This is a genomic window from Aureispira sp. CCB-QB1 (genome assembly GCF_000724545.1).
Taxonomy (GTDB): domain Bacteria; phylum Bacteroidota; class Bacteroidia; order Chitinophagales; family Saprospiraceae; genus Aureispira.
Genome location: NZ_JHBV01000144.1, coordinates 1 through 23,691 on the forward strand (window position 1 = coordinate 1; position 23,691 = coordinate 23,691).

Here is a 23,691-nt window from a genome sequence, read left to right on the forward strand (position 1 = left end):
CAATAAAAATGTGCCTGACAAGGGTACATCGCTACCACCTTTTATATAACTCTATATTCAAAATGTTTGATTACTTCCAACAAAACAAACATCAACGAAATGATGTTAAGCAGAGAGTTTTAGCTCAATTAGAAAGAATGGATAGAAAAAGAGAGCTAGAAAACAAAAATGATTTATTAAGGGCTATACCTACCATTATTGAACAATCTAATGTGCCAATGAAGTTCAATGAAATAGCCATCACCCTACAAGACAATCCTCGCTTATTAAGTAATGTACCTTCCCTGCCATCTCATTTAGATAACCGAGAGAGCTTACACCAAATTCTTTACAGAGTAATAATTGAAGAAATACATACAATTATTAAAGATTGGTGGACAAGGAAATATTCTTTAATCTCTATCAGAACAGTATAGTAGTTTTGAGGCGTACTTGTGCGCCTCTCTTTATAGCATTACCATTCGTAAAATGCAAGTCAAAAAGATTTTGGAAGCTCTTTCTTACACAAACGCAGAGATAGCTAAATACACTAATATATCTGAAAGTGCAATTAAAAAGATAAGGGCGTGAATCTCTCCATGAAGTACCCAATCCCAAGAGAAAATCTTGGATTTTGTGCTGCAAAAACTGAAACAAGTAGTTAAAGTTGTAGAAGATGAAGCTCAAAAATAGCCAATCAAAGCTACCTAATCAATAAATCCCTATAAATAAGCTATTTAGGAGGAACTAATCAAGCTAATAGAAGGTTGTTGTCTTTGATATTTTTTTATAACTCCAAAACATAGATATATGGATTCTTGGGATTTTTACAAAGATAGAGCTGGAAAATGGCGTTGGAGAAGAACAGCCTCTAATGGGCGTATCGTAGGTTCTTCTGCTCAAGGCTATGTAAACAAGTCGGATTGCATTGATAATGCAAGACGAAATGGGTACAAGGGCTAAAAAAAAGGGGCTATCTGAATTTCAGATAGCCCTTTCTAATTCTAGTATTCGGAGGCAAAAAGAACGGTAAAGTGATTATGCTCAGGTCTCTGCAAGCCTGATTCTAAGTCTGATTTTGTAACTTGGTCAATAACAAAAATCTTCTCTTTTTCCTCATGCTCATAGACTAAAAGATAGTCTATACCTCCCTTTTCTTTTGCTAGGTTAATGGCATCGGCTATGATTGCCATGATTTCGGCTTGCTCTAATTCTGAGTGGATTGTACGAGTTACTAGTGCTTGCCCATTGAAGTGGTAGTCCCCACTAGGGTACTCTTGTTCCTTTCTTTTCCATCCCCAATTTGATATGTCCATATCATTTCATTTTTTGTTTGATAATTTGTTTTAGCGGAGATGTTTTTAATAAACAATGGCAAAATTACTAGTCAAAGTATGGGCTTGAATAAGCTGATTCACTAACATTCAAACTATTATTTATATGAGTATCACTTTTATTTGACTTCCAACCAAAAAAGTCTGTATATTGCCTTTCTATTTATGTTTGGAAAAAGTTAAAAACAAAGTTACTTCTATGGCTGAAACCAAGATTATTATTGCTATCCCTGAAGGCAAGATTAGAGATTATGTTGATGGTACTATCAGAAAAGATACTCCTGAAGAATATGTAAGGCAAACCGTTGAAAAACGACTTGTTAATGAACACAAATACTCTAAAGAACAAATAAAAGTAGAGTTTGGAGTACAGATGGGGTCTGGAAAAAAGAGGGCTGATATTGTCATATTTCCAAATGATGCAACAGAAGAAGAACTAAAAGACCAGCACAAAATCCACATAATAATTGAGTGTAAAAAGGAAGCTGTAAAACCAACAGATAAGAACAATGGTGTTGCTCAGTTGAAAACATACATGGCTGCTTGTAATAATTGTGAGTGGGGAATGTGGACAAATGGTATGCACAAAACAGTATTTAGAAAGGTCATAAATGATAAGGGAAAAACAGATTTTGAAGAATACAACGACATCCCTTCTGCTGATGGCACAACGGATGAGGATGAGAGACCAAACCGTAACACTCTAATTAAGGCTTATGAAGATAACCTGTTATTTACCTTCAAAACTTGTCATAACATTATTTATGTCAATGAGGGCTTTCAAAAACAACCTGCATTTTTCGAGTTTCTGAAAATCATCTTTTGTAAAATCCATGATGAGCGTAACCTACTTGAACCTATTGAGTTCTTCACTAGCTCAAAAGAAAGAAATTACAAAGATGGGCAAGCAACAGTTTATAAAAGGATTGCTAAGATTTTTGAGCAAGTAAAAAAACGTCATAGCCAAATATTTGATAAGAACGATGAGATAAAGCTAAAACCTAGAACAGTAACATTTCTTGTCGCAGAACTTCAAAAATACGCTCTATTAAGTACAGATATAGACATCAAAGGGAAAGCTTATGAGGAATTGGTAGGGGCTAATTTAAGGGGAGATAGAGGTGAGTTTTTCACTCCTAGAAATGTGATGAAAATGACTGTGGATATGATAAATCCCCAAGACAATGAGAAAGTCTTGGATAGTAGTTGTGGAACGGGAGGATTTGTTGTAACAGCAATGAACTCAGTAATCAACCGCTTAACCCAAAAGCTAGAAGCCCAATATGGAGAAAAAGAAGGATGGAACTCAGATGTTAGGAAAATTTTTAATGAGAAAATTTCTGAAATAGCGGCTGAGAACTACTTTGGATTTGACATTAACCCTGACTTGGTGAAGGCTACCAAGATGAACATGGTAATGAATAACGATGGTAGTGGTAATATCATCAAGTTAAATACACTTTTACCTGTTCAGGAGTGGAGTGAAGACACAAGAAAGCATCTAGCAAAAGCTCTTGGAGTTCCTCTTATCAAAATAAGAAACCACAAAACTATTGGCTTTTTTGATGTGATTGTGACCAACCCTCCATTTGGTTCTAAAATACCTATAAAAGACCAACAAGTTTTAGAGCAGTATGATATAGCTTATATTTGGAATAAAGATGCAGATGGGAATTGGCTAAAAACAGACAGACTTCAATCAAGTGTTCCCCCTGAACAACTTTTTATTGAAAGAATCATCCAATTACTAAAAGAAGGTGGTCGAGCTGCTATTGTCTTACCTGATTCAATACTTGGTGCGCCAGGTCTTGAATATCTAAGATATTGGTTAGTCAAGAACACTAGGATTATTGCAAGTATAGACCTCCATGCAGATGCGTTTCAACCTAGAAATGGTACACAATGTTCCGTTTTGTTCATTCAAAAAAAGACTAAAGAAGAAATAACAGAAGAGGAAAAGAATCGAGCCATATTGGACTATGATATATTTATGACAATGATTGACCATATTGGGCATGACAAACGTGGCGGGAAAATTTTTAAGCGAGACGATAAAGGGAATGTGGTAATGCTTGAAGTTGAAAAACTTGTGAAAGAGAAAGATGCTGAGGGTAATCTTATTTCAAGAAAAGAGGTGTCTCAGGAAAAAATAGTCAATGACCAAACCATCCATGTTGCTAAAATATTTGCTGATTGGAAGAAAAAACAAGGTATATCATGGTAGAAGGAAATTTAGTACGCAAAATAGATTTTTTAGAAACAGAAGGTTTGGATTATACATATTTACCAAACCCACTAAAACACACCTCTGTTTCCTTATCTGATGTGTTTAGTAACAAACTCAGATTAGAAGCAAATGCCTTCAATCTTGAAGCAATGGCTGAAAAAGAAAAGGTCAAAAATAATAAATTTGGCTTTGTAAATCTTTGGTCTGAGGATGGTCTAGTTTCTCATGCGTTTTATCCAGGTCGATTCAAAAGAATTTATGTCTCAAAAAAAGATGGGAAGCCCTTTTTCTTACCATCTCAATTGACAGAAGTAAAACCTAAAGCAACCAAGTATATATCGCCAAAAACCTATAAGTCACTTACTGGAATCATAATTGAACCCAATAATTTATTAATGACAAGGTCTGGAACAATAGGAAAATGTACCATATCTTCAAAAACAAATATAGGTCAATTATATTCGGATGATGTTATTAGAGTTACATTTAAAAACCATGTTGATTTAGGATATACCTATGCTTACCTACAAACAAGAACAGGGCAAACAATACTACAAACAAACAACTATGGTGCTGTTGTAAAGCATATTGAACCTGAACACCTTGAGAATATAATTATCCCTAATGCACCCCAAGAACTCAAAGAGGCAATTCATAAGTTGGTTGTAGAATCATTTGATTTAAGGGATAAATCAAATGAGTTAATTGATAAAGCTGAAATTATATTATATAAGGAACTTCAATTAGAGGCACTAGAAGATTTGAAAGTGGAATACCTTGACAACTCTGTTGGAGTAAGAAATTACACAACAAAGTTAAGTAAACTAAATTTAAGATTAGATGCTTCTTACCATATTCCAATTTGTGATAGAATCATCAACCACTTAAAGATGAATTGTAAAGAGATTAAATATCTTAGGAATGATGATGTATCTGATTCAATAATTCTTCCAAGCAGATTTAAGCGCACTTATGTAGCAATAAAGGAGCATGGCATAAAATTTATTGGAGGAAAACAGATAAACGACTTAAATCCTAGTTCCAATAAATATTTGTCAAAGATTATCCATAAATCAAGATTGGAGAAAGAATTAGCCCTAAAAGAAAACTGCATCTTAATAACAAGGAGCGGAACAATAGGCAAAGTCTCCTTAGTTCCTAAACATTGGGAAAATTGGGCTGCTAACGACCATATTATTAGAGTATTCCCTAGTAATAATAATATTGCTGGATTTTTGTATTGTTGGCTCAATTCTGAGTATGGGTTGCAGTTAATCCGACAACACACTTATGGTTCGGTTGTAGATGAAATTGATACTAATCATGTTGGAGATGTACCACTACCTATTTTTAACAATCAAACAAAACAACAAGAGATAAATAACTTGGTATTAAAGGCTAATGATTTAAGATACAAGGCTTACTTGAAAGAGCAAGAAGCTATCAAAAAAATGGAAGAAATTATAAACACCACAAACTAATAAACTACACTATGGCAACAACAACAGACATAGCAGGATGGCTTGATTTTGTAGAGCCTGAAAATTATGAGGAAATTTATTGCATTTATCGCTCAGTAAATGATGCAGATGATTGGGGAGCATTCTCATGCACAAAGAAGAATAGCTCAAAAGGGAATATGTACTTCCTAAAATGTGATTATTGTGATGATACTCTAATGTTAGCAAGTGAGAAGGCAAAAGAGTTTTTCCTTAAATATCTATCTGATAATTATGTTAAAAGTGATTTGGATATTGAAGGTTGGTATTATCTCAATCGAGCAATGGGCAAAAATGACTAATTCTTGATGTACTCCACTATAATTTTGGTAGTGTCAATAAGCTAAGAGGGTCGTCTTAGTCTATTGACCACCCTTAAATATTGCTTTATTTACCCATATTTATTAACTTTAGAATAATTCTTAACAAAAACTACAATATCATGGGAGACGTAGGATTTTAGCAAAATCAAAATGGGCTGTTCTAATAATTTTGGAACAGCCCATTATTTTTGTTTTAAAATGAAACATTTTGTTTCTAAACTCCGTTTACATCTCTTTTACCTAAACAAAAAGAATGTAATGAAAGAAGATATTTACTCAGACCTAAATGCTATGAATTATGAGTATTTGATTAGAAGAGTTTACAACTGTGGACGAAACTACAAAAAAGGGGCTGATGCCGATATTTATAGACGTTTTATTAGAAAAGCTAGGATGTTTAAAGACAAACAAGATGGTAAGTTTGTAAATTCTATAAAAACTGAACAGGATTTGCTTAATGACTATCAAAATGAACTTGTTAATGTTGTTCATCATATTGATAAAGCAATCCTTCACACCCTCAACAACTACTCTTCTGTACTATCAAATCCACAACTGAATGACTTAAAGGAATGTAGATTACTTTTAGATAAACCTTCTGTATCAAATGTAGTGAGCGTTATAGCAAAAGCTGAAAAGATTATGATAGATATAGGCTTATATCCTAGCTAAGAACCTAAAATAAAGTGCTATGTGAGCCTATATAAGAAAAGACTACAATTTTATCTTCTTTGTTTTTTTTGTAAATAATGAGCACATCAGGAAATAGATGAAACTCACGATACTCTTTGTACTGTCATTGTAACTTGTGGTCTCTATAACTAACTGGCAACCTTTCACCATTTTCAAAGAAAGGCATAACTTTATCAAGTTCAATTAAAATTTTTGGGTTACTGTTGTATTTTTTCAGCATCTTTATAAACTTACTAGAGAATGTAATCCTATATTTTATCATTCCCTAATCTCATTAGTGAGATAGTCCATCGCCTCTTTTGCTGTATCAAAAAATGGTCAGTTTTGCTCTGCTTCTAAAGCATCCTTATCTATTTGCTCCATAAACTCATTTTGACGGTAACGCTCATAATCCTTTCTTGGTATCATTACGGCTTGTGAACGACTGTTTCACACAATGAGTTTCTTGTCTTGCTTCAAAAAAGTTAAAATACTACTCCATGACTTAGTTTTTAACTCTTTAAGCGACATAACTACCTCTTGATTCATCTTGGCTTAAATGATGGGTAAATTCCTATGCTTAACTGTATAGTTTTTTTTCGTACTTTCAAGTTTGTTTTAAACACATAAGTCAAGGAGAATATGGTAAAAGGATATGTAGCTTATTACAGGGTTTCAACAAAAAAGCAAAAACGTAGTGGTTTAGGTCTTGAATCACAAAAAGCCATAGTAGAATACTACTCTTCTAAAGAAAACATTAAAGTAGTAAAATATTTCATTGAGGCAGAAAGTGGGAAGGACATAGCTAATAGACCAAAATTAGATGAAGCTATAAAGCTGTGCTTAGACAAAGGGTTTACCTTAATTGTAGCAAAATTAGATAGGCTTTCTAGGGATGTAGAACACGTTTTTAAAATTCACAAGCAACTGCATGAGCGTTTGGTATGTTGTGACTTACCCCAAACTGATACCCTAACATTATCTATATTTGCAGGGTTAGCCCAAAAAGAAAGAGAGCTTATCTCTATTAGAACCAAAGCAGCTCTAGCAACAAAAAAAGAACAAGGTCATAAATTAGGGAATCCTGATAACTTTTCTGATGAAGGAAGAAAAAAAGGAAGTCAAACAACAATCCAAAAAGCCCTAAACAACCCTAACAACAAAAGAGCCATTCAGTTAATTAGTAGTTTCAAAAAGGAAGGATTAAGTTATCAAAAAATTGCAGACACTCTCAATAACAACGCATTCAAAACCGCTACTGGAAAGCCGTTTGGAAGAAACACCGTTAAATACATCTATGATAAATACATCCATAAAAACATAAAAGCATAAATATTCTTTTATGTTTTTATGGTGGACTTAGAAAGCTATTAACTTCTCTAAAAGCCTTTGTCTATCCACAAGTATATCTATTCCTTTACACAATTCTTTCATATCACTCCCCTCTCGTTTAGAAGTTTCGTCTATCAAAGCCTTTCCATAAAATTGAAGCTTCTTATATAAACTCTTCCTTTTGAGGGTTAGCAGTTTAGTCTGTATATCTAAGTTTTTGATTACAATTGGATATTCCTTACTCCAAGAAGAATTATCTACTTGGTTTAATATAACTCACATTAGAACTGACTTTGTTCTACTTCTAGTAAAACAAAGATGTCTTTCTATAAACTGCTTAGTTATTTCCCAATCAGTAGGGCTAGGCGAAAAAGGCACAAGTATAATATCAGATAATTCAACTATCCTTGTTGTTAAATTAGGATGTGAAGGACTACCATCAACAACAATATATTCGTACATATTTGTTAATAGAGGGAACAACCATTTTATAAGTTTACTATGATGGGCAACAAAAATAGGGATTTGGGGCAACTCCCCTACCCTTTTTGTTGTTCGCAACAAAGAGCTTTGATTTATGTCTGCATCAACTATACATACATTTTTATCAATACTCGAAAAATAAGCAGCTAGGTTCTGAACAATTAAAGATTTTCCTACTCATCATTTATCATTTAATACACTAATAATCATCGCTTACTACAAAATCCATTATCAAAACTGTTTTGTTCTACACAAACAACTAAGTAGTTCAAGAGCATAAAAACATAAATATGACTTTATTTATTTATAGAAAAGCATAAAAACATAAAAGAATAAATATGTTTTTATGCTTAAAGTTCTTATCTTTATCCAAAATTATTAGCTCTATGATACTTTCATCTATCAGTTACAAAGGTGGTGTAGGAAAATCTACCATCTCCCAAAATCTTGCAGTTCTATTTGCAAGTAAAAAATATAGGGTTTGCATTGTTGATGCAGACGAATCTAGTGTTACCGTTAAATGGTCAGGGTTAAGAATGGAAGAAGAAATAAAACCGACAATACAAGTTGTTGGAATGACTGACCCAAAAGCTATTATTGGCACAATAAAACAACTCTATGAAGATTATGACATTATAATCATAGACAGCCCTCCAAGCTATCAGCCTATTAGTGCTAAAATAATGCTAATAAGCCACATCATATTATTCCCTATTAAACCTACTGGAAAGTCTGAACTATGGACAGCTAGTGATATTTTGGAACGTTATCAAGAAACACAAGCCTTAAAAGATGATAAAACAATTGCTCGTTTTGTAGTTAATGACTATGATTCTCGTCCAAGCTTTCACAAATCCTTTGTTGAAGTATTGAAGGAAATAGGAGAAGAGTATAATGTTCCTGTAATGAATACCTTAATCCACCATCGCACCATCTTTGGAGAAGCTAACAGTCAAGGAAAGGGCGTTATTGAAGAAAATAATGAAAAGGCTAGTTCAGAAATAAAGGCATTGGGCAAAGAGATTTTAAAATTATACAAACAAATATAGTTGCTATATTTATGGAAAAACATAAAAGCATAAAAACATAAATATTGTTTTACTGACAACAACGATTATTATGGCAAAAAAAGATTCACTTAAAAAACACCTACAAAAAGGTTCACTAAAAAAAGACCTCCCAAGTACAGAGGAAATAGAAAAAATCACAGAACAGGTTTACAATAAAGAAGAGGAAACCAAGAAAGAAGTAAAAGAACCTAAGCAAAGAACAACAATAGACATACCTAAATCACTCCATATAGCTGCAAAAATGGAAGCAATGAAGGATGGAATAAGTTTAAAAGAGTTTCTACTTAACTTAATCCGAAAAGAGCTAGACAAAAGGAACAACACAAAGTAGCCATAAAAACATAAACATAGATAAACATAAAAGCATAATTATGGCTAAGAAAAAAACATCTTTGACAGTTCAAGGCACTAAGATTAGGTTATACCAAGAAAAAGCAGAGGACTTCATTTCTCTAACTGATATAGCCAAAAAGTTTAATCCTAGAACAGGACAGTTGATTTTGAATTGGTTACGCACCCGTAGTACCATAAGTTTTTTAGGTGCATGGGAGACTATTCACAATGAAAATTTTAATGTACTCAAATTTGAGTATATTAAAAATCAAACAGGAGACCCTACATTTACCCTTAGCGTTTCTGACTGGATGGAGCAGACAGAAGCCATTGGAATCAAGGCAAAAACGGGTAGATATGGAGGTACTTATGCCCATAAAGATATAGCTTTTGAGTTTTTGTCCTACCTTAGTCCAACATTCAAACTTTATGTATTCCAAGAATTTCAGCGATTAAAAACTTTAGAAATAGAAGAAGCAAAATTAGAGCTTGATTGGAACTTAAAACGTGTGCTATCCAAAGTAAACTACACTGTTCATACAGATGCCATCAAAGAAAAACTTATCCCTCCAAGAATAACTAAAGGACAAGGATTTATTTATGCAGGTGAAGCTGATATTTTGAATGTAGCAGTGTTCGGTATGACTGCAAAAATGTGGCGACACCAAAATCCTAAGTTAAAAGGTAATATTAGAGATTATGCTTCTACTGAACAATTAGTTGTCTTATTAAACTTAGAAGCTGTAAATGCTGAATTAATTAGGATGCAACTAAGCCAAGATGAGCGAGCCGAAATATTAAACCAAGCTGCTATTAAGCAAATGCAATCTCTATTAACTTCACCAAGCCTACCCAAAGTACCTAAGAATACTAAAAATCTCCCTAAAAAGTAACATCCCAAAAACCCCTTTAAAAAGGGAGGGGGGGAGCGCAACTGGGGGAGGGTTGAACGGCTAAGAACAAATCCTTTAAATAGGAAAATTTGAAAAAAAATCACCACCAACAAATGCCTTCTATGTTGTTGTTTTTTAATTTTTATATGTTTTAATGTTTTGTCCCCTCTGGAAATGGCTTTAAATCAACGATTTATAGAGGTTTGGGCAAGGAAATTAGGATAAAAGGTAGTGAAATTAGGACGAAAGGCAAGGAAATTAGGATAAAAGGTAGTGAAATTAGGACGAAAGGCAAGGAAATTAGGAAGGGTAGTGAAATTAGGACGAAAGGCAAGGAAATTAGGTTGTTTTTTATCCTAATTTCACTACCTTTAGTGTGTGAATAGACAAAAGTAGAGGATTATCCTATTTTTCTTACTTTATGATACACATAGGGCTAAGAGCATCCTAAAATCCTTGCTTTTTATTTGTTTGATATTGACTAAAACGCTAAATGGTGAAAAGAAAAACCCATATAGAGCAAGTGCCTGAAAGAAAGAATACTATAAAGTTGGTAGTTAAATCCAATGATTTAGTAGAAGCAAGATATATGTTCAATGCTTGGGAACATAGGTTTTTTGGATTCTTGATGACCTTAATAGGAAAGGATGATTCAGCCGAAGATGTTTATAGAATATGGTATAGAGATATTAAGAATGAGTATAAGTTAAAATCAAATAATTCTTATGACTTATTAAGAGAAGCTGCAAGAAGCCTCCGCAGCAAATCGGTTTATATTGGGTGGATAAAAGATGAATTTCGTAGAGGAAGAGAGTATTCACTATTTGAGTTTGTTGATTATTTAGAGGGTGGTCAAAGTGGTAGTGGTGTGCAAGGACAAGAATATGTCGATGTGAAGATAGGACAAGACATAAAGCGTTATTTGGTTGGGTTAAAAGAAAAGTTTACATCCTATGATTCAAGAAACACATACAAACTAAAACCCTATGCCACTAGAATATACGAATTACTAAAACAATTTGAGAATCTAGGGGCTAGAACCATTAGAGTACAAGACCTAAAGGATATGTTCCTAATAGAAAACGAATACCCCAAGTTTTCTACATTTAATCAAAGTGTTATACAACCTTCTATTAAAGCTATAAATGAGCATACAGACCTGTATATTAACCCCAAGAGAATCAAAAAAATTAAAAAGGGTAGGAGGGTTGATGCACTACAATTTACCATTCAACAGAAAACACCACAAGAGATAAAACAAATACGGAAAGAAGAGCCTGAACCTCTTTTGATTCCAGAGCAGGGAGAAGAGGGAGTAAAAGTAGATAGTATTATTGATGAAGATAATGTAGTAGATAATCTATTTGAAGAGTTTAGAGAAGTAGTTGTAGGGAGTTTTGGAGTATCACCACAAGCATTTATAAATATGCTTAAAACTGGCAATTATAACAAACCTAGCATACAACAAGCTATTAATGTAACAAGAAGAGCTAAGGCTAGGCAGGAAATACGTACAAGTGTAGCAGGATTCTTCTTAAAAGCATTGAAAGATGGCTATACTGATGCTAAAGAAGAGAGTCGTAAGAAGCAAAAAAAGAAAGAGGCAAAAATGGAAAAATTAAAGCTCAATTTAGCTAAATTGGAAGATGAGCGTAACCAAAAGATAAACTCAAAGATTAGAGATTTAACATCTAAGGATGAAACTGTAACACGTCTAGCAATAGAAAAGCTGACAAGTAACACTCTTATGAAAGCTGTTATTTCAAAAAAAGAAAAAGCTCTAGGAAGAGCTTTAGAGATAGATGATTATCGAAGTGATGAGCGTTTGAGAGGGATGGTTATAAATAATATTGTTGATACTCAAAAAGAGCATTTTCAAGAAATTCTTAATGAATATGAACCTCAAATAGATAGCATCAGAAAAGAACTTCAAAAACTAGGCAAACTGTTTTAATTCCTATCAAAAAGCTTTAAAAACAATCTCCTGAGCATTAAAAAAGTCTTTGGTAAATTCTACGGCTTTTCTATTATCAAATGCCTTACAGGTATAAATGTCAGCACTAAAAAATGGGAAAGGTTCATCCCATGCGTAAAAATGAGAGCCTGACGTTTCCCAATGCACCCATCCAGCCCATCCAAATTTTGGGGATTGGTGGGTAATAGGTTTCATTAGTATAGACATATCAAGAACTTCTGACAATTGTTCTAAGTATTCTTCAATTTTGGAAGCACTAATTTTTTGCTTACAAGTTCCCTCAATGACTAATCTTTGTCTATGAATTGTTGGTGCAAGATTTTTCATTACTATATTTGAATCTTAAATAATTTGTGCAAAAATAGAGTAATAGTTGGAATTTTGATAAAAAAAAACGAAATTAGGAAGAGTATAATTCTTTGTATAACAACTTAATATCATAAAAATATGAGAAATCACGAAGGAAGAGGTTTTGAGGGACTATAACCTCAACCTAAAATTAACGTATAAAACAGGAATTATCTTAGATGGTAATTCCTGTTTTTATTTTTTAATCAAAATTTTTAATTATGTTGAAAAATTACACATTTTTATCTAACAACCAAATTCGGTTGTATTTCTCAAATAACACCTATCGAGATGTTTATTTGACCGAAGATTCAGGGCGTATAGTAGGATACCCTAAAAAGCTATTATTTACGACTGTTACCCATACTGGTATCATCTTGGGAGCTGATGTAAATAGTAACCAAAAAATCATCATTCACAATCATCCTGATGTTGGGTATGCTCACCTAATTTGGTTTAGCGATTTTGCTAAAAATGGTCGTGTAACCTACCAAGCAGAGCAATGTATTAACCCTCCTAAGACAGTTATTGCAAAAGCTTTAAGTGCAACGATTAGAAGGGTACAATATCGTCCAGCTACTTCAAATTGTCAAAACTTTACAAATTCTGCGTGTCACAATAAATCCTATTCGCCTGATTTGGGGAGAGTTTTAGGGGGGATTGCTGCTGTTGGACTTGGTGTTTTAGCTTTAGTTGGAGTTAGTACAGCTGCTAAGTAAAACAAAAAACAGGCTACTATTATTTGGTTGGTAGCCTGTTTTCTCTTTAACCTTTGCCACAACAAAGACAATTTGTGTCATTTGTCGGTCCTAGATTATGGCTGAATGCTTTTTGTATTCGTTCTAGGAGAAGGGTATCATAGTGCAGTTCTCTTCTAGTCTTGTTAATTTCTTTTATAAATTCTTCTTTTTCTTCATCATTAAGCTCTAAATAGCCCTTCAATACGCATAAAACTCTTTTGTTATTCATTTTTAAGTTTTTATAGTTAATCAAAATTTACCACATACATCACAGTTTGTACTTTCCATTGATTTTGGAACTTCATTACATCCTGCACAAGACCTTTTATAGTTTCTCAATGCCCATCGCATCCCCTTTCTTCTTTCTTTTTCTGAAAGAGGGTTTTTGTTATCCTCTTTATCCCTATTAGCTTTTTTTATATCAATTTTTTCCTTCTCTTGTTTTAACTCCTCAAACTCACTAGGAGGGTATTTTGCTAATGTTTCATATTCCCTAGCTAATATTGAATTTTCTAAAGAAGATTCAAGGTAGCTAGAATATAAATCGTTCCAAGAACTATTAATACTCCAAGCACTTAAAACTAATTGGGCAATGCCAAATGGAGAGGTAATTACTAATCCCCATCCTAAAGCAGCAGACTTTGTTCCATATGCAACAACTAACCCTCCAAGTAATATGGGGATTAGAATACCTAAAAAACTAATACTACGCAAATACCATTTTAAGTTAATGGCTCTTTCAGAGTAGATATATCCCGTACCAAATGTGTGTAACGCATCATTCCAACATTCTTGTCGAAGTTTGTCAAAGTGGTTGTCTTTATCCATAAAGTAATTTAGAAGTGGATGAGGTAAAAAGATATATTACGAAATTTACTTAATTGTGTTACATTACATTATAATCAATAAACAGTATAATTACTATCACTCACATCCTCATAGTAAATATCTTGAAACATTTGACTACGTTTTAGCTCTTCCATATTTCTGTGTTCCTCAACTGACATAACAGATTGATTAATGGATTTTAAGTTTTGGTGCATCTTTTCTTTTCTCATAGCCATTTCGCCCTCTAAGGTTAAGACAATCTGCTTTCTTGAAGCCATTATATCACCTAAAAGAGCTATGTCCTGTTCATAATCTTCTTTCTTCTCATGGAGCTGCTTTAAGTCATACTTACCTTCTTGGATTTTTAAATCGCTGCTTTTTTCTCGAATATCTAAAAGAAGTTCTTTTGCTTTCTGTGAAAACTGTCCTTCACGTAATTGTAGCAATTTACCTTCTATGTCTATTTTCAATCTATCATTAGCTGATTGTTGGCGTAGAAACTCCGCTTCCTTTAATGCCATTTGATTCTCTAAGCCTTGTTCTTTTAGTTGGAGTAGTTGTTGCCCATGTGTAACCAAATTTTCTCTATTTTTCATTTCTAAATCATGGAGACCTTGCATTACTTGAAACTCTTTTTTGAAGCGTTCTATATCGTTAGTTTTACGCTGAATTTCTAAAGACATATTCATCAATTCAAGCATTTTAATCTTATGTTCCATATCTCTATTCTGCATTTCTATTGCAAACAATTTACGCTCATTCTCAAATAGCATTTGTTCTACTCCCAATTTTTCACGTTGAATTTCCAAGTGTTTCTTGTCTAAGTCGAGTTTGTCAGATTTTAAACCAACACGTTCATTTTGTACCCCTAATTTCTCTTCTTGTATGGTAAGGCTCTCTTCTTTTAATCCGACTTTTCTTTCTCGCTCTTCAAGTTCCTCCATCTTTTTTCGTTGAGCATAGTATTTAATGCGACTAGCATCTTTTTGTGCAAAGAAGTCTGACAGGTGTTCTCCCTCTTCTTCGTTTGATACAAAGGGTAGTAGCTTATCCATTAAGTTTTTTTTGATGGCTTTAGTTCTTTCAGCAATTATATGTTCAAGTTGAGTGCTAATTGTTTCATTGATTTGTTTGTGGTATTCTGTTTTTGGAATGACCATATAATTTTGTGGACAAGTCGCTAATTGAAAAAATTGTTCTTGGGTTAAAAATCCTTGATTGCTCTGTTTAGGATAAAGGTATCTATAATAGACTTTCATAAATGACTTAAATGTCAATCCTGCTAATCTGTTTTTAAAAACAGCATTTTGATATTCTTGATATGCCTGGTCATTTGGTGATAGATTACCTAAGTGGTATTGCTTATAATTTTGGCGGATATGCTTTTCTCTAGTTGAAATTTTATTAACAATAAGTTGGATTTTTTTGTAAATGATTTTTAGATAGTGCCATATAAATTGAAGGATTTTTTTGAGATAAGATAAGATGATTTTGCTTGTTGATGGATTGGAGTTAGACATAGTTTTAGTTTTTTGAGTGAGTGGTATTGATGGAACAATACGGTTATACGTTAAAAACTACTTATTTGATTCAAAAAATGATGCTCTAAGCAACTATATATGCTGAATTACCGTATTTAATTGGTGTGTTCCATAATATACCTCTAAATAGTGCCTTAAAAACACCTTGAATCACTTAACTAAAACAATACTAATTATATGCTTTTTGATGCAAGACAAGTTCTTTCTGAAGAGAAATGGACAAAGCTACTAGACCAACACTTAGGTTACAATAAAGAAGATAGTATAGACATGGGTAGTCTTGACTTTGCTTCTGCTCCTGACTTAATTGTTGAGTTCTTTGATATGTGGGTTAAGAAGATGGATAGAAGTGTCAATATTGCTAATGTCTTGACAGATGAACCTTATGGGGAAGAGTATAGACGATTGATGTATGAAAGGGGATTTACTTATGATGAATATTTGACATTATTTGATTCGGATATAGAAGAAGATGAATATCCCCATTATCCAGTTTATGAGTTCTTGCAGATATTGACAAAGGAAGAACGAAAATTTTTAGTGAATAAATATGAGCCAAATGTGGAAGGCTATTGCAACTTGATTCAAGATTCGGTTAGGGGTGGAACAGATTTTTTTTTGAAAAGATTGAAAAGCCAAATATCTATTTCACACCTAAAGAAGCATTGTTACATAAGTGGTAAAAGTGGTTCAGGAAAAAGTAGTTTAATGCTCTCAATGTTCTACCACATCCAAAAGTTAAGTCATAAAAAGCAACAGTATTCGTTGGTGTTAATTGACCCTCATGGAGACTTAGCAGAAGAGGTAACAAGTTTAAAGCTCAACAAGGAAAATCCTGATAGACTTGTTTATATTGACCCTTGCTTGTCAAAAGGGCATACTCCTGTTCTCAATCCTTTTGAGTTGGAAGATAAGAGTGATGAAGCTGTTGAATTGACAGCTCAAATGATGGTTGCTGTATTTGAAGAACTACTAGGTGATGTTGGTTTGACAATGTATATGAGTTCACTTCTATTTCCTTGTATTGCTACATTGCTCAAAAAGGAAGGGGCAACCCTAGCAGACTTACAGACTTTTATGGATGATGAGCTGAATGAGCATCTAGTAAGATTTGCACTAGAGCATAACAATAATCCAACACATAGACGTTTCTTTGAGACCGCATTTTATAACCCTATTTATGAGAAAACCAAAGCTGCTGTTTACACAAGAATCCATAGTCTTTTGAATACACAACTGTTTTATAATTCGGTTGTGGGCAAATCTACCATTAACTTAGAGGATGCAATGGATAAAGGTAGGGTGATAGTTGTAAATGCTTCTAAAGGTCGTCTTGGGCTACAAGCTTCTAGTGCTTTTGGTAGGTTTGTAATTGCATCCCTCCAGTCTATTGCCATCCGTAGAGCCTCAAAAACAAAAGCTGCTCGTAAACCCTGTTTTTGTTTTATTGATGAATGCCAAAATTTCCTTACAAAATCGGTATCAGTTATCCTTACAGAAGCTCGTAAGTATGGTGTTCACTTACTTTTAGCAAATCAGACAGTAAGTGATTTAGGAGAGCATAAAGACAATATTCTCAACAATACAGATGTGAAGCTCATTGGTAGAAATGGAAACAAGAGTTTGGCTATTTTAGCAAGGGAAACAGGCGTTAAGGTTGATAAGTTACTAGAACTACCTAAGTTCAATTTTTATGCAAGAGTAGGTGATGTAAAACCCTTTGTGTTCCAAACTAGCCCAATGTTGGTTAAAGAACAGCGAGGAAGTCAAAAATATTATCTTACCAAAGAGGAATTAGAGGCTCAAAAACAATTCTTTGTAGAAAAATCTGGGTACTACCTTCCTGTTAAGAAAGTACAACGAACAGCACAAGAAACAATTAGCCCACACAACAAAAATACCTCATTTAAGCCAAAATTTGATAAGTAAACATCATGCAAAAATTTAATGCAACGCATAGTAGCATCATAGAAAAATTAGCAAAATTCAAGTTCTTAACCTACTCCCAAATGGTCAAATTGGGGGTATCAAAGTCAAAAGCATATATAGGTAGAAATATGCAACTTCTTTTGACCAAAAAGTACGTTGGAAGGCTTGATTTTGGGGTTCATCCATCTAAAGGAAAGCTAGAGAGCTTCTTTTACTTGTTGCCCAAGTCAAAAGCCCTTTTGGTGGACGAATGGGATTGGGAAGAAAGTAAAATTCGTATGCCTATTGGCAGAAGCTCTTTTTTCTCCAAAGATTATGAACACCGTAAAGGTGTGATTGATTACCACATTCGTATCTACCAAGAAACGCAATCTAAGAACCAAAGCATAGTATTTTTTGATACCTACTTTGACAAAGTAGGAGCTGCAAAACAAAAGAACCTTAAAGCCCTTACTAATATCCACTATGGAGAGGGAGATTATCTTATTGCTGATGCTATTTTCATGGTAAAAGATGGAGAAGAGTTAGACCTTTATGCTTTGGAGTATCATAGGGGAACTGATACCAAAAGGATGCTTCGCACTATTGAAGAATATGGGCGAGTTTTGGCAGATGGTTCATTGTCTATTAAACATGGACTTAGAAAAAATGCTAAGGTGGTTTGCTTGTTTGAAAATGAATCTTGTTTGGAAGCAACAAAATCTCGTTTTATGCAAGATAGGAGATTTGAGGTGTTGAGGGAGTGGTTTATATTCGTTATGTGTCAAAAATAGACATTCCTAGCTTTTTAAATAATGAGAGTATAGTTTCAGTTGTATCATAAACGATAACAGAAAGATTTTTAAAATGCTGGTTTTTTAAAAGATAAGGAAGGTCTTCTTCTGTTTTTACAAAAACTAGGCATTGTTTTCCTAGTGCTAATGCTACCCCTAATTCAATTAAGGAACTTGAAGCTACTTTTTTAGGGTATATTAGGATGAATTTATCTAATAGCTTAATTTTTTCTAACATCTTTCTCATTGAGAGGATATTATTATCAAAAGCCTCTTTGGCTTTTGCATCCTTTCCTAAAAAACATATTTGGTATTTTGGTTTTGGAAAAACTTCTAATATGGTTGAATGTAGTTTGATATACTCTTCCCACAAACTAGAATATTCTTCTTTATCTAATGCACCCATAGGAGCAGATAGAAATATTCCAGTTTTCATTTTATTGTCTGTTTCTTTTAATTTTTGTATGTGTAGAAATTTTTCTAACTCTCTATAGTCAAATATTCCCGTTGTTGTTTTTATTCTATTTTTTTTGGAATCTTTTAGGAACTGCCTAATCAAGTAGGGAACTTTAGTGTATTCTGATGATGTATTTTTGTACGTTTTTGGTTGATGTTCTTTAGATTTGTCTTTAATTAGTTCAAGTACCAAACACCCTGAAACAATTGCCCCTTTTGAATTTAGGTTACTATATTGCCCAATAGTTATTTCAGGTGTTTTACTGTGAGGGATTGGAATTATAATCCGTAGAGCTTTCTCTCGTGTTTCGGTAGTTTTTAAGTCAAAAATTAGATGACTATTTGCAAGAAGTGTTGAAAACCCCTGATAGTCTGCATCATCTTTGGGTAGTAAGATGTCTATATTGTTTTTAGAGTTTCCAATATTTAATATGGCTCTATGGATTTCATAATTTAGGCTAGTATCATTTTCCGTTCGATAATAAATGAAAAAACTTTCATTCAGAAAATAAGCAAACTTACTTTTATGTTTTTTGACTACTGGAGGTATTTCGTGTGCTGCATACTCCTTTACAGTATCTAATAAAGTATCATATTTCTTCTTTTTCTCAGCACCTTTTGCCCTATAATTTGACAATGTGGAAGGGCTATATACTACATTTTTTTTGTGGGCAATCCATTCTAAAATAGTTTTAGCTGCAATGCCTTTTTTTTGTTTCAGCTCTCCCAATAAGGCATCTAATTCATTATTGTAATTTGGAGTATTCATTCTTTTTTTTGAATTTAATTTTGAACTAATTAATTCGATATTGAAATTAAAAGTTCAAATGAAATTAGATAAATTTATCTTTTTGCGAGAAGAAAGGTTTAAATTTATGTATTAATTCAAAAAAAAATGGTTGTGCTGGATTCAACACAACCAAATATTTTATGTAATCCGAGAAGAAACTTAGTAGTGTCATTGTTTGGCGACAGGTTCACTACTAGAATGGATTGAAGCACATTATAAGCTTTTTTTTAAACTTATCAAGTGTATTCTCTCCTATTTTCTTCTCTTATTTTTCCTTGAAAGCGTGAGCCATAATCCAATAATATTGGTTGTCTCCTATTCAAAGTAGAATAGGAAGGGATTGAATTGTCTATAACTAACTTTTTACTCAATAAAAAAATATTATGGCTTTTGATAACATTGAAATCGAAATTAAAATTGAGGTGACTGAAGATGTTTTTCACCAAACAAAACAACATTTACAAGAAATAGCAACTAGAAAGGGAACAAAACAACAACTTGATAGATATTTTTCTACTAAACAGGAGGGGTATTTAGGTAGTGAAAAATATCCCTATAAGTGGTTGAGTATAAGAGAAAGGGGGGATGTTAAAATTTTAAATTACAAACATTATTATCCAGAAGGTGAAGAGAAACATCAATATTGTGATGAGTTTGAATGTGAAATATCTAACCCCAAAATGCTTGCAAAGATTTTATCTGCGTTGGGTGCTGAGGAAATAGCCTTAGTCAAGAAGAAAAGGGAAACTTTTGTATTTAAGGATGAATTTGAGATAGTTTTAGACCAAGTAGATGACTTAGGTTTTTTTATAGAAGTTGAAGCAATTAAAAATCAAGGAGGGATAGAAGCAACTAGAAAAAAAGTAGAAAATTTTATTAACTCTATTAACATAGGCCAATATAGGACAGACTATCGTGGTTATCCCTATTTGGTTTTTCAAAAAACTAAAAAATGAAACAACATTTAATATCTACAGAATTTGCAAGTTCGTGCTATTTTCGTTCATCAGTAAAGCCACCATATAGAAAGGCATTAATTAAAATCACAGATTGGTGCAACCTTCATTGCGCTCATTGTTTTGTTTCAGCAGGTAAACATGGTGAAACAATGGAGTTTGAGAAAATCAAAAATACTTTATTACCTGCTTTAGTTAAATGTAAAGTTATTAGTGTAACTCTAACAGGGGGAGAACCGTTTGCCCATCCGAATATTATGGAAATAATCTCTCTCTTCTGTTCTAATGATATAAAAGTTAGTTTATGTACAAATGCAACCTTGTGTTCTGAAAAGCAAATTAGAACATTGTCTAGGCTAAATGGAGTGACTGTAAATGTTAGCCTTGATGGATTTAGTGAAAATAGTCATGGTAAGTTTCGAGGTGATAAGAAATCATTTTATAAGACAATTGAAACCATAGAATTATTTAGCAAGTATAAATTGCTGAAAGGTCTGCTTGTTACTCCAAATAGATTGGGACGCACAGAAGAATATGGCGAATTATGCGAATTTGCAATAAAGAATGATGCAAAATATGTTTTAATGAATCCCCTCTCTCTTTTTGGTAGAGGAATTAAAAGTAAAGATAAACTATCTTCTCCAACAGAAATGATGAATGAAATAAAAGCATTAACATCAAACTATTCTAAAGACCTAGAGTTAGTCAATATCCGTTTTCCAAATAAAGAACTACCTCTTTCGTCTTGTGAGGCAGGGAACATAATATATGTTTTTGTTAATGGAGATGTTACAGCCTGTCCTTATTTAGTCTTTGCTACAGAAAATGGAGATAGTCAGCATAAAAGAGAAGAGTTTATTTTAGGAAACCTACTAACAGATGAGAATGTGTCTGAAAAAATAATTAATTACAATATTTATAAAAAGTATAAAATAGGTTTTAATGGAATATGTAATAGTTGTAGTATGGATAGTATTTGTAAAAAAGGTTGTCCTGCTGCGGTTATTGCTTCAGGACAACGAATTGAGGGTGTTGATTTTGAGCAATGTCCAAAATCATTAATTGAATAAGATATGTTTATAGTATTTGAAGGTTCTAATGGTATAGGAAAATCATCATTAGTAAAAGAAGTCGCAAAAAATATTAGGTTTTTAGGTGAAAAAGTCCATGAGACCAAAGAACCAACCACAACTCAACTCGGAGAGCTTATTAGAAGTTATGAGAGTGAGGTAAAAGGTCTACCTTTTGCATACCTAATTGCAGCAGATAGATACCTTCATATCAAGAATGAAATCCAAAAAAAACTAGATGAAAAAATGATTGTGATTTCAGATAGGTATGTTTTATCTTCTTTAGTTTTACAACGATTAGATGGCTTGGATTTAGATTTTATATGGCTACTTAATAATTTTTCAATAAAGCCAAACCTTACAGTATTATTAACTGGAGATGATAAAATCATTGAACAAAGGCTTAATTCCAGAGCAACAAAAACTAGGCTTGAAGCCAATAATTCCATAAAAGAAGAATTAGATTTATATGAACAAGGAATGTTGTTTTTAGAAAGAAAAGGCTATAATTTTATGGTTGTGAATAATACTAAGTATTCAATTGACCACAATGCTAAAATTGTTACAAACCACATAATGAAACTGGTTTCTCAGAGATGAAAAAAATAATTCTTTCAATAACAGGTAATACGGCAACAGGAACAACAACATTAACTAAAGCAATAAGTGAGCGATTAGGTGCTAAAGCAATATTATCTGAAAACTATTTTAAAGTTAGTCCTTTCTTTCATAAGTTTTTGAAAAACCCATCAAAATGGGCTTTTCATAATCAAATATTCTTTTTAAGTGAATATATAGAAGAATATACTAAAGCAATAATTACTACAAACACAGGTGTTTTATGCTTGGATTATCATATATATGAAATTATGGTGTATAGCAGGGGGCAATTTTTATCAGGTTATCTAAGTCAAGAGGAATTTAGTTCTTTGGAACGGCTTCAATTGTTACTGATGAAGGAGATACTGTTACCTGACTTGACTATCTATTTGCAATGTGATAGCCAAACTATTGTAGATAGATTAGTAAAACGAAATAGGCTAGATGAAAATAGAATAGATGTTGAATATATAAATAAGTTGAACTTAGAATTTAATCTTAAATTTAGCACAACAGATGAAAAAAACATACATTTTTCGTCTGTTGATTATGACTTCTATAATAAGACAGATGTCGATAAAATTATTGTTGATATTCAAAAAGCTTGTTCAAAAATGGGGATAACAATTTAAAACACTTTTTATAAAGGGTATTTGTACTATGAAGAAATCTATTAAAGTATTTTGTTGGAATATAGGAAATCCATCTGCAAAAAGGGCTGAAAAACAAATTGCATGGCTTTTAAAAACAGACTATGATGTCATTGTTTTAACAGAAACAAAGAATAGTAAGGGGTGTCAACTTATAAAAAATACTTTTTTAGACAGGGAGTATTATGTACTTGACACTGAAATCCAAGATAATGATTATGGTGTTATGGCAATAAGCAAGCATCCAATAATAAAATCAAATTTAGATGACCCAATGCCATATCTAAATTATAGAGTATTGCATTTCACTCTATCAAATGGGGTAAACATAGTTGGCACATATATTCCTTCAAGGGATAATTCAAAGACAAAAATTGAAAGAAAAAAACAATTTCTGTCATCCTTAAAAAAGTACCTAGAAAGATTGGATATGCAAGAAACAATTTTTTGTGGTGATTTTAACATTTTAGCACCTGACCATATACCTAAATATTATAATTTTAAATCTTGGGAATATTCATTTTATACAGATTTAGGATTGCTTGGACTTGTAGATGTTTTCAAAAAAAAACACCCCCTAGAACATGGACATAGTTGGATAGGTCGTACGGGTAATGGCTATAGGTATGACTATTTACTTTGCACAGATGACTTACTGAGTAAAGTAAGTGAGTGTTATTATTATCACCAAATAAGAACAGATAGATTAAGTGACCATTCAGCAATTGTCGCTACCTTGAATTTAGAGTAGGTGTAGAAGGTGAACTTTTTGTTCATTTTCTCTTGTAATTCGTGGTACTTTAAGTACAATAAAAATGTGCCTGACAAGGGTACATCGCTACCACCTTTTATATAACTCTATATTCAAAATGTTTGATTACTTCCAACAA

25 protein-coding genes and 1 pseudogene are annotated in these 23,691 nt (G+C 32.8%); 19 read left to right on the forward strand and 7 right to left on the reverse strand.

The window, feature by feature from the left end; all coding sequences use genetic code 11:
• Positions 1–416, forward strand: a 416-nt coding sequence (locus tag CG11_RS27800; protein WP_231512845.1) for a hypothetical protein, incomplete at its 5' end; no start/stop codon positions are given.
• Positions 417–789: 373 nt separating this feature from the next.
• Positions 790–942 (forward strand): DUF1508 domain-containing protein, encoded by a 153-nt coding sequence (locus tag CG11_RS29570; protein WP_072011020.1) that lies wholly within the window; start codon positions 790–792, stop codon positions 940–942.
• Between the two features lie 41 nt (positions 943–983).
• Here the strand turns inward: CG11_RS29570 and CG11_RS27805 are convergent, their stop codons facing one another.
• Positions 984–1,295, reverse strand: a complete 312-nt coding sequence (locus tag CG11_RS27805; RefSeq protein ID WP_052600184.1) for a hypothetical protein — start codon at positions 1,293–1,295, stop codon at positions 984–986.
• A 217-nt stretch (positions 1,296–1,512) separates the two neighbouring features.
• Here CG11_RS27805 and CG11_RS27810 point away from each other — a divergent pair, with 217 nt between their 5' ends.
• The 4 genes from CG11_RS27810 (at position 1,513) to CG11_RS27825 (ending at position 6,034) form a co-directional block, all read left to right on the forward strand.
• Positions 1,513–3,537 carry an N-6 DNA methylase gene (locus CG11_RS27810; protein WP_052600185.1) on the forward strand — a complete coding sequence of 675 codons (2,025 nt, stop codon included), beginning with the start codon at positions 1,513–1,515 and terminating at the stop codon, positions 3,535–3,537.
• Entirely contained in the window at positions 3,531–5,021 is a 1,491-nt protein-coding gene (locus CG11_RS27815; RefSeq protein ID WP_052600186.1) for a restriction endonuclease subunit S, read from the forward strand. Before CG11_RS27810 ends, CG11_RS27815 begins: the two co-directional genes overlap by 7 nt.
• Before the next feature lie 11 nt (positions 5,022–5,032).
• On the forward strand, positions 5,033–5,341 hold the full coding sequence (locus tag CG11_RS27820) for a hypothetical protein (RefSeq protein WP_052600187.1): 309 nt from the start codon (positions 5,033–5,035) through the stop codon (positions 5,339–5,341).
• Between the two features lie 279 nt (positions 5,342–5,620).
• A complete protein-coding gene (locus CG11_RS27825) occupies positions 5,621–6,034 on the forward strand; it encodes a hypothetical protein (protein ID WP_156039954.1) in 414 nt (137 codons plus the stop codon).
• A gap of 4 nt (positions 6,035–6,038) precedes the next feature.
• On the opposite strand, the pseudogene CG11_RS31115 reads toward CG11_RS27825, so the two are convergent.
• A pseudogene (locus tag CG11_RS31115) lies at positions 6,039–6,317 on the reverse strand (type II toxin-antitoxin system YafQ family toxin).
• Between the two features lie 359 nt (positions 6,318–6,676).
• Between CG11_RS31115 and CG11_RS27830 the strand changes: the two are divergent.
• The 5 genes from CG11_RS27830 to CG11_RS27860 all read left to right on the forward strand — a co-directional run bounded on the left by CG11_RS27830 (position 6,677) and on the right by CG11_RS27860 (position 12,099).
• Entirely contained in the window at positions 6,677–7,366 is a 690-nt protein-coding gene (locus tag CG11_RS27830) for a recombinase family protein (RefSeq protein ID WP_052600189.1), read from the forward strand.
• A gap of 869 nt (positions 7,367–8,235) precedes the next feature.
• On the forward strand, positions 8,236–8,898 hold the full coding sequence (locus CG11_RS27840; protein WP_052600191.1) for an AAA family ATPase: 663 nt from the start codon (positions 8,236–8,238) through the stop codon (positions 8,896–8,898).
• A gap of 70 nt (positions 8,899–8,968) precedes the next feature.
• Entirely contained in the window at positions 8,969–9,250 is a 282-nt protein-coding gene (locus tag CG11_RS27845; RefSeq protein ID WP_052600192.1) for a hypothetical protein, read from the forward strand.
• Between the two features lie 40 nt (positions 9,251–9,290).
• Complete coding sequence (locus CG11_RS27850; protein WP_052600193.1) at positions 9,291–10,145, forward strand: KilA-N domain-containing protein; 855 nt, start codon at positions 9,291–9,293, stop codon at positions 10,143–10,145.
• A gap of 496 nt (positions 10,146–10,641) precedes the next feature.
• Positions 10,642–12,099, forward strand: a complete 1,458-nt coding sequence (locus tag CG11_RS27860) for a replication initiation protein (protein ID WP_197044006.1) — start codon at positions 10,642–10,644, stop codon at positions 12,097–12,099.
• Positions 12,100–12,105: 6 nt separating this feature from the next.
• Here CG11_RS27860 and CG11_RS27865 read toward each other — a convergent pair whose 3' ends face one another.
• Positions 12,106–12,447: an S-adenosylmethionine decarboxylase gene (locus CG11_RS27865; protein ID WP_052600196.1), complete on the reverse strand. Its 342-nt coding sequence runs from the start codon at positions 12,445–12,447 to the stop codon at positions 12,106–12,108.
• Positions 12,448–12,689: 242 nt separating this feature from the next.
• Here CG11_RS27865 and CG11_RS27870 point away from each other — a divergent pair, with 242 nt between their 5' ends.
• On the forward strand, positions 12,690–13,187 hold the full coding sequence (locus tag CG11_RS27870) for a hypothetical protein (protein WP_052600197.1): 498 nt from the start codon (positions 12,690–12,692) through the stop codon (positions 13,185–13,187).
• A gap of 46 nt (positions 13,188–13,233) precedes the next feature.
• On the opposite strand, the gene CG11_RS27875 is transcribed toward CG11_RS27870, so the two are convergent.
• The 3 genes from CG11_RS27875 to CG11_RS27885 all read right to left on the reverse strand — a co-directional run bounded on the left by CG11_RS27875 (position 13,234) and on the right by CG11_RS27885 (position 15,556).
• Positions 13,234–13,437, reverse strand: coding sequence for a hypothetical protein (locus tag CG11_RS27875; RefSeq protein WP_052600198.1), 204 nt, complete (start codon positions 13,435–13,437; stop codon positions 13,234–13,236).
• 20 nt (positions 13,438–13,457) lie between these two features.
• The gene (locus CG11_RS27880; RefSeq protein ID WP_052600199.1) at positions 13,458–14,036 is read right to left on the reverse strand and encodes a mobilome CxxCx(11)CxxC protein; all 579 of its coding nucleotides are present in this window, start codon (positions 14,034–14,036) and stop codon (positions 13,458–13,460) included.
• 74 nt (positions 14,037–14,110) lie between these two features.
• Entirely contained in the window at positions 14,111–15,556 is a 1,446-nt protein-coding gene (locus CG11_RS27885; protein WP_052600200.1) for a hypothetical protein, read from the reverse strand.
• A 198-nt stretch (positions 15,557–15,754) separates the two neighbouring features.
• On the opposite strand from CG11_RS27885, the gene CG11_RS27890 reads away from it, so the two are divergent.
• Positions 15,755–17,506 (forward strand): type IV secretory system conjugative DNA transfer family protein, encoded by a 1,752-nt coding sequence (locus CG11_RS27890; RefSeq protein WP_052600201.1) that lies wholly within the window; start codon positions 15,755–15,757, stop codon positions 17,504–17,506.
• A gap of 5 nt (positions 17,507–17,511) precedes the next feature.
• Positions 17,512–18,279, forward strand: a complete 768-nt coding sequence (locus tag CG11_RS27895; RefSeq protein ID WP_052600202.1) for a replication-relaxation family protein — start codon at positions 17,512–17,514, stop codon at positions 18,277–18,279.
• On the opposite strand, the gene CG11_RS27900 is transcribed toward CG11_RS27895, so the two are convergent.
• Positions 18,263–19,504, reverse strand: coding sequence for a hypothetical protein (locus CG11_RS27900; RefSeq protein WP_052600203.1), 1,242 nt, complete (start codon positions 19,502–19,504; stop codon positions 18,263–18,265). The two genes, CG11_RS27895 and CG11_RS27900, sit on opposite strands and share 17 nt — an antisense overlap.
• 404 nt (positions 19,505–19,908) lie before the next feature.
• Between CG11_RS27900 and cyaB the strand changes: the two genes are divergently transcribed.
• The 5 genes from cyaB to CG11_RS27925 are packed head-to-tail and all read left to right on the forward strand — an operon-like array spanning position 19,909 to position 23,552.
• Entirely contained in the window at positions 19,909–20,481 is a 573-nt protein-coding gene (gene cyaB, locus CG11_RS27905) for a class IV adenylate cyclase (protein ID WP_052600204.1), read from the forward strand.
• Positions 20,478–21,551, forward strand: coding sequence for a radical SAM protein (locus CG11_RS29580; protein ID WP_052600205.1), 1,074 nt, complete (start codon positions 20,478–20,480; stop codon positions 21,549–21,551). Before cyaB ends, CG11_RS29580 begins: the two co-directional genes overlap by 4 nt.
• Positions 21,552–21,554: 3 nt before the next feature.
• Positions 21,555–22,151 (forward strand): dTMP kinase, encoded by a 597-nt coding sequence (gene tmk / locus CG11_RS27915; RefSeq protein ID WP_052600206.1) that lies wholly within the window; start codon positions 21,555–21,557, stop codon positions 22,149–22,151.
• Positions 22,148–22,783, forward strand: a complete 636-nt coding sequence (locus CG11_RS27920; protein WP_052600207.1) for a deoxynucleoside kinase — start codon at positions 22,148–22,150, stop codon at positions 22,781–22,783. The genes tmk and CG11_RS27920 overlap by 4 nt, the downstream gene beginning before the upstream one ends.
• A 28-nt stretch (positions 22,784–22,811) precedes the next feature.
• Positions 22,812–23,552: an endonuclease/exonuclease/phosphatase family protein gene (locus CG11_RS27925; RefSeq protein WP_052600208.1), complete on the forward strand. Its 741-nt coding sequence runs from the start codon at positions 22,812–22,814 to the stop codon at positions 23,550–23,552.
• The last annotated feature ends 139 nt before the right edge of the window (positions 23,553–23,691 follow it).

Coding starts and splice junctions, on each gene's coding strand:
- CG11_RS27845 (WP_052600192.1), top strand. CDS start 8,969: ATGGCAAAAAAAGATTCACTTAAAAAACACCTACAAAAAGGTTCACTA.
- CG11_RS27840 (WP_052600191.1), top strand. CDS start 8,236: ATGATACTTTCATCTATCAGTTACAAAGGTGGTGTAGGAAAATCTACC.
- CG11_RS29580 (WP_052600205.1), top strand. CDS start 20,478: ATGAAACAACATTTAATATCTACAGAATTTGCAAGTTCGTGCTATTTT.
- CG11_RS27865 (WP_052600196.1), bottom strand. CDS start 12,447: ATGAAAAATCTTGCACCAACAATTCATAGACAAAGATTAGTCATTGAG.
- CG11_RS27880 (WP_052600199.1), bottom strand. CDS start 14,036: ATGGATAAAGACAACCACTTTGACAAACTTCGACAAGAATGTTGGAAT.
- CG11_RS27925 (WP_052600208.1), top strand. CDS start 22,812: ATGAAGAAATCTATTAAAGTATTTTGTTGGAATATAGGAAATCCATCT.
- CG11_RS27895 (WP_052600202.1), top strand. CDS start 17,512: ATGCAAAAATTTAATGCAACGCATAGTAGCATCATAGAAAAATTAGCA.
- cyaB (WP_052600204.1), top strand. CDS start 19,909: ATGGCTTTTGATAACATTGAAATCGAAATTAAAATTGAGGTGACTGAA.
- CG11_RS27830 (WP_052600189.1), top strand. CDS start 6,677: ATGGTAAAAGGATATGTAGCTTATTACAGGGTTTCAACAAAAAAGCAA.
- CG11_RS27810 (WP_052600185.1), top strand. CDS start 1,513: ATGGCTGAAACCAAGATTATTATTGCTATCCCTGAAGGCAAGATTAGA.
- CG11_RS27900 (WP_052600203.1), bottom strand. CDS start 19,504: ATGAATACTCCAAATTACAATAATGAATTAGATGCCTTATTGGGAGAG.
- CG11_RS29570 (WP_072011020.1), top strand. CDS start 790: ATGGATTCTTGGGATTTTTACAAAGATAGAGCTGGAAAATGGCGTTGG.
- CG11_RS27870 (WP_052600197.1), top strand. CDS start 12,690: ATGTTGAAAAATTACACATTTTTATCTAACAACCAAATTCGGTTGTAT.
- CG11_RS27875 (WP_052600198.1), bottom strand. CDS start 13,437: ATGAATAACAAAAGAGTTTTATGCGTATTGAAGGGCTATTTAGAGCTT.
- CG11_RS27820 (WP_052600187.1), top strand. CDS start 5,033: ATGGCAACAACAACAGACATAGCAGGATGGCTTGATTTTGTAGAGCCT.
- CG11_RS27920 (WP_052600207.1), top strand. CDS start 22,148: ATGAAAAAAATAATTCTTTCAATAACAGGTAATACGGCAACAGGAACA.
- CG11_RS27885 (WP_052600200.1), bottom strand. CDS start 15,556: ATGTCTAACTCCAATCCATCAACAAGCAAAATCATCTTATCTTATCTC.
- CG11_RS27815 (WP_052600186.1), top strand. CDS start 3,531: ATGGTAGAAGGAAATTTAGTACGCAAAATAGATTTTTTAGAAACAGAA.
- tmk (WP_052600206.1), top strand. CDS start 21,555: ATGTTTATAGTATTTGAAGGTTCTAATGGTATAGGAAAATCATCATTA.
- CG11_RS27825 (WP_156039954.1), top strand. CDS start 5,621: ATGAAAGAAGATATTTACTCAGACCTAAATGCTATGAATTATGAGTAT.
- CG11_RS27890 (WP_052600201.1), top strand. CDS start 15,755: ATGCTTTTTGATGCAAGACAAGTTCTTTCTGAAGAGAAATGGACAAAG.
- CG11_RS27850 (WP_052600193.1), top strand. CDS start 9,291: ATGGCTAAGAAAAAAACATCTTTGACAGTTCAAGGCACTAAGATTAGG.
- CG11_RS27805 (WP_052600184.1), bottom strand. CDS start 1,295: ATGGACATATCAAATTGGGGATGGAAAAGAAAGGAACAAGAGTACCCT.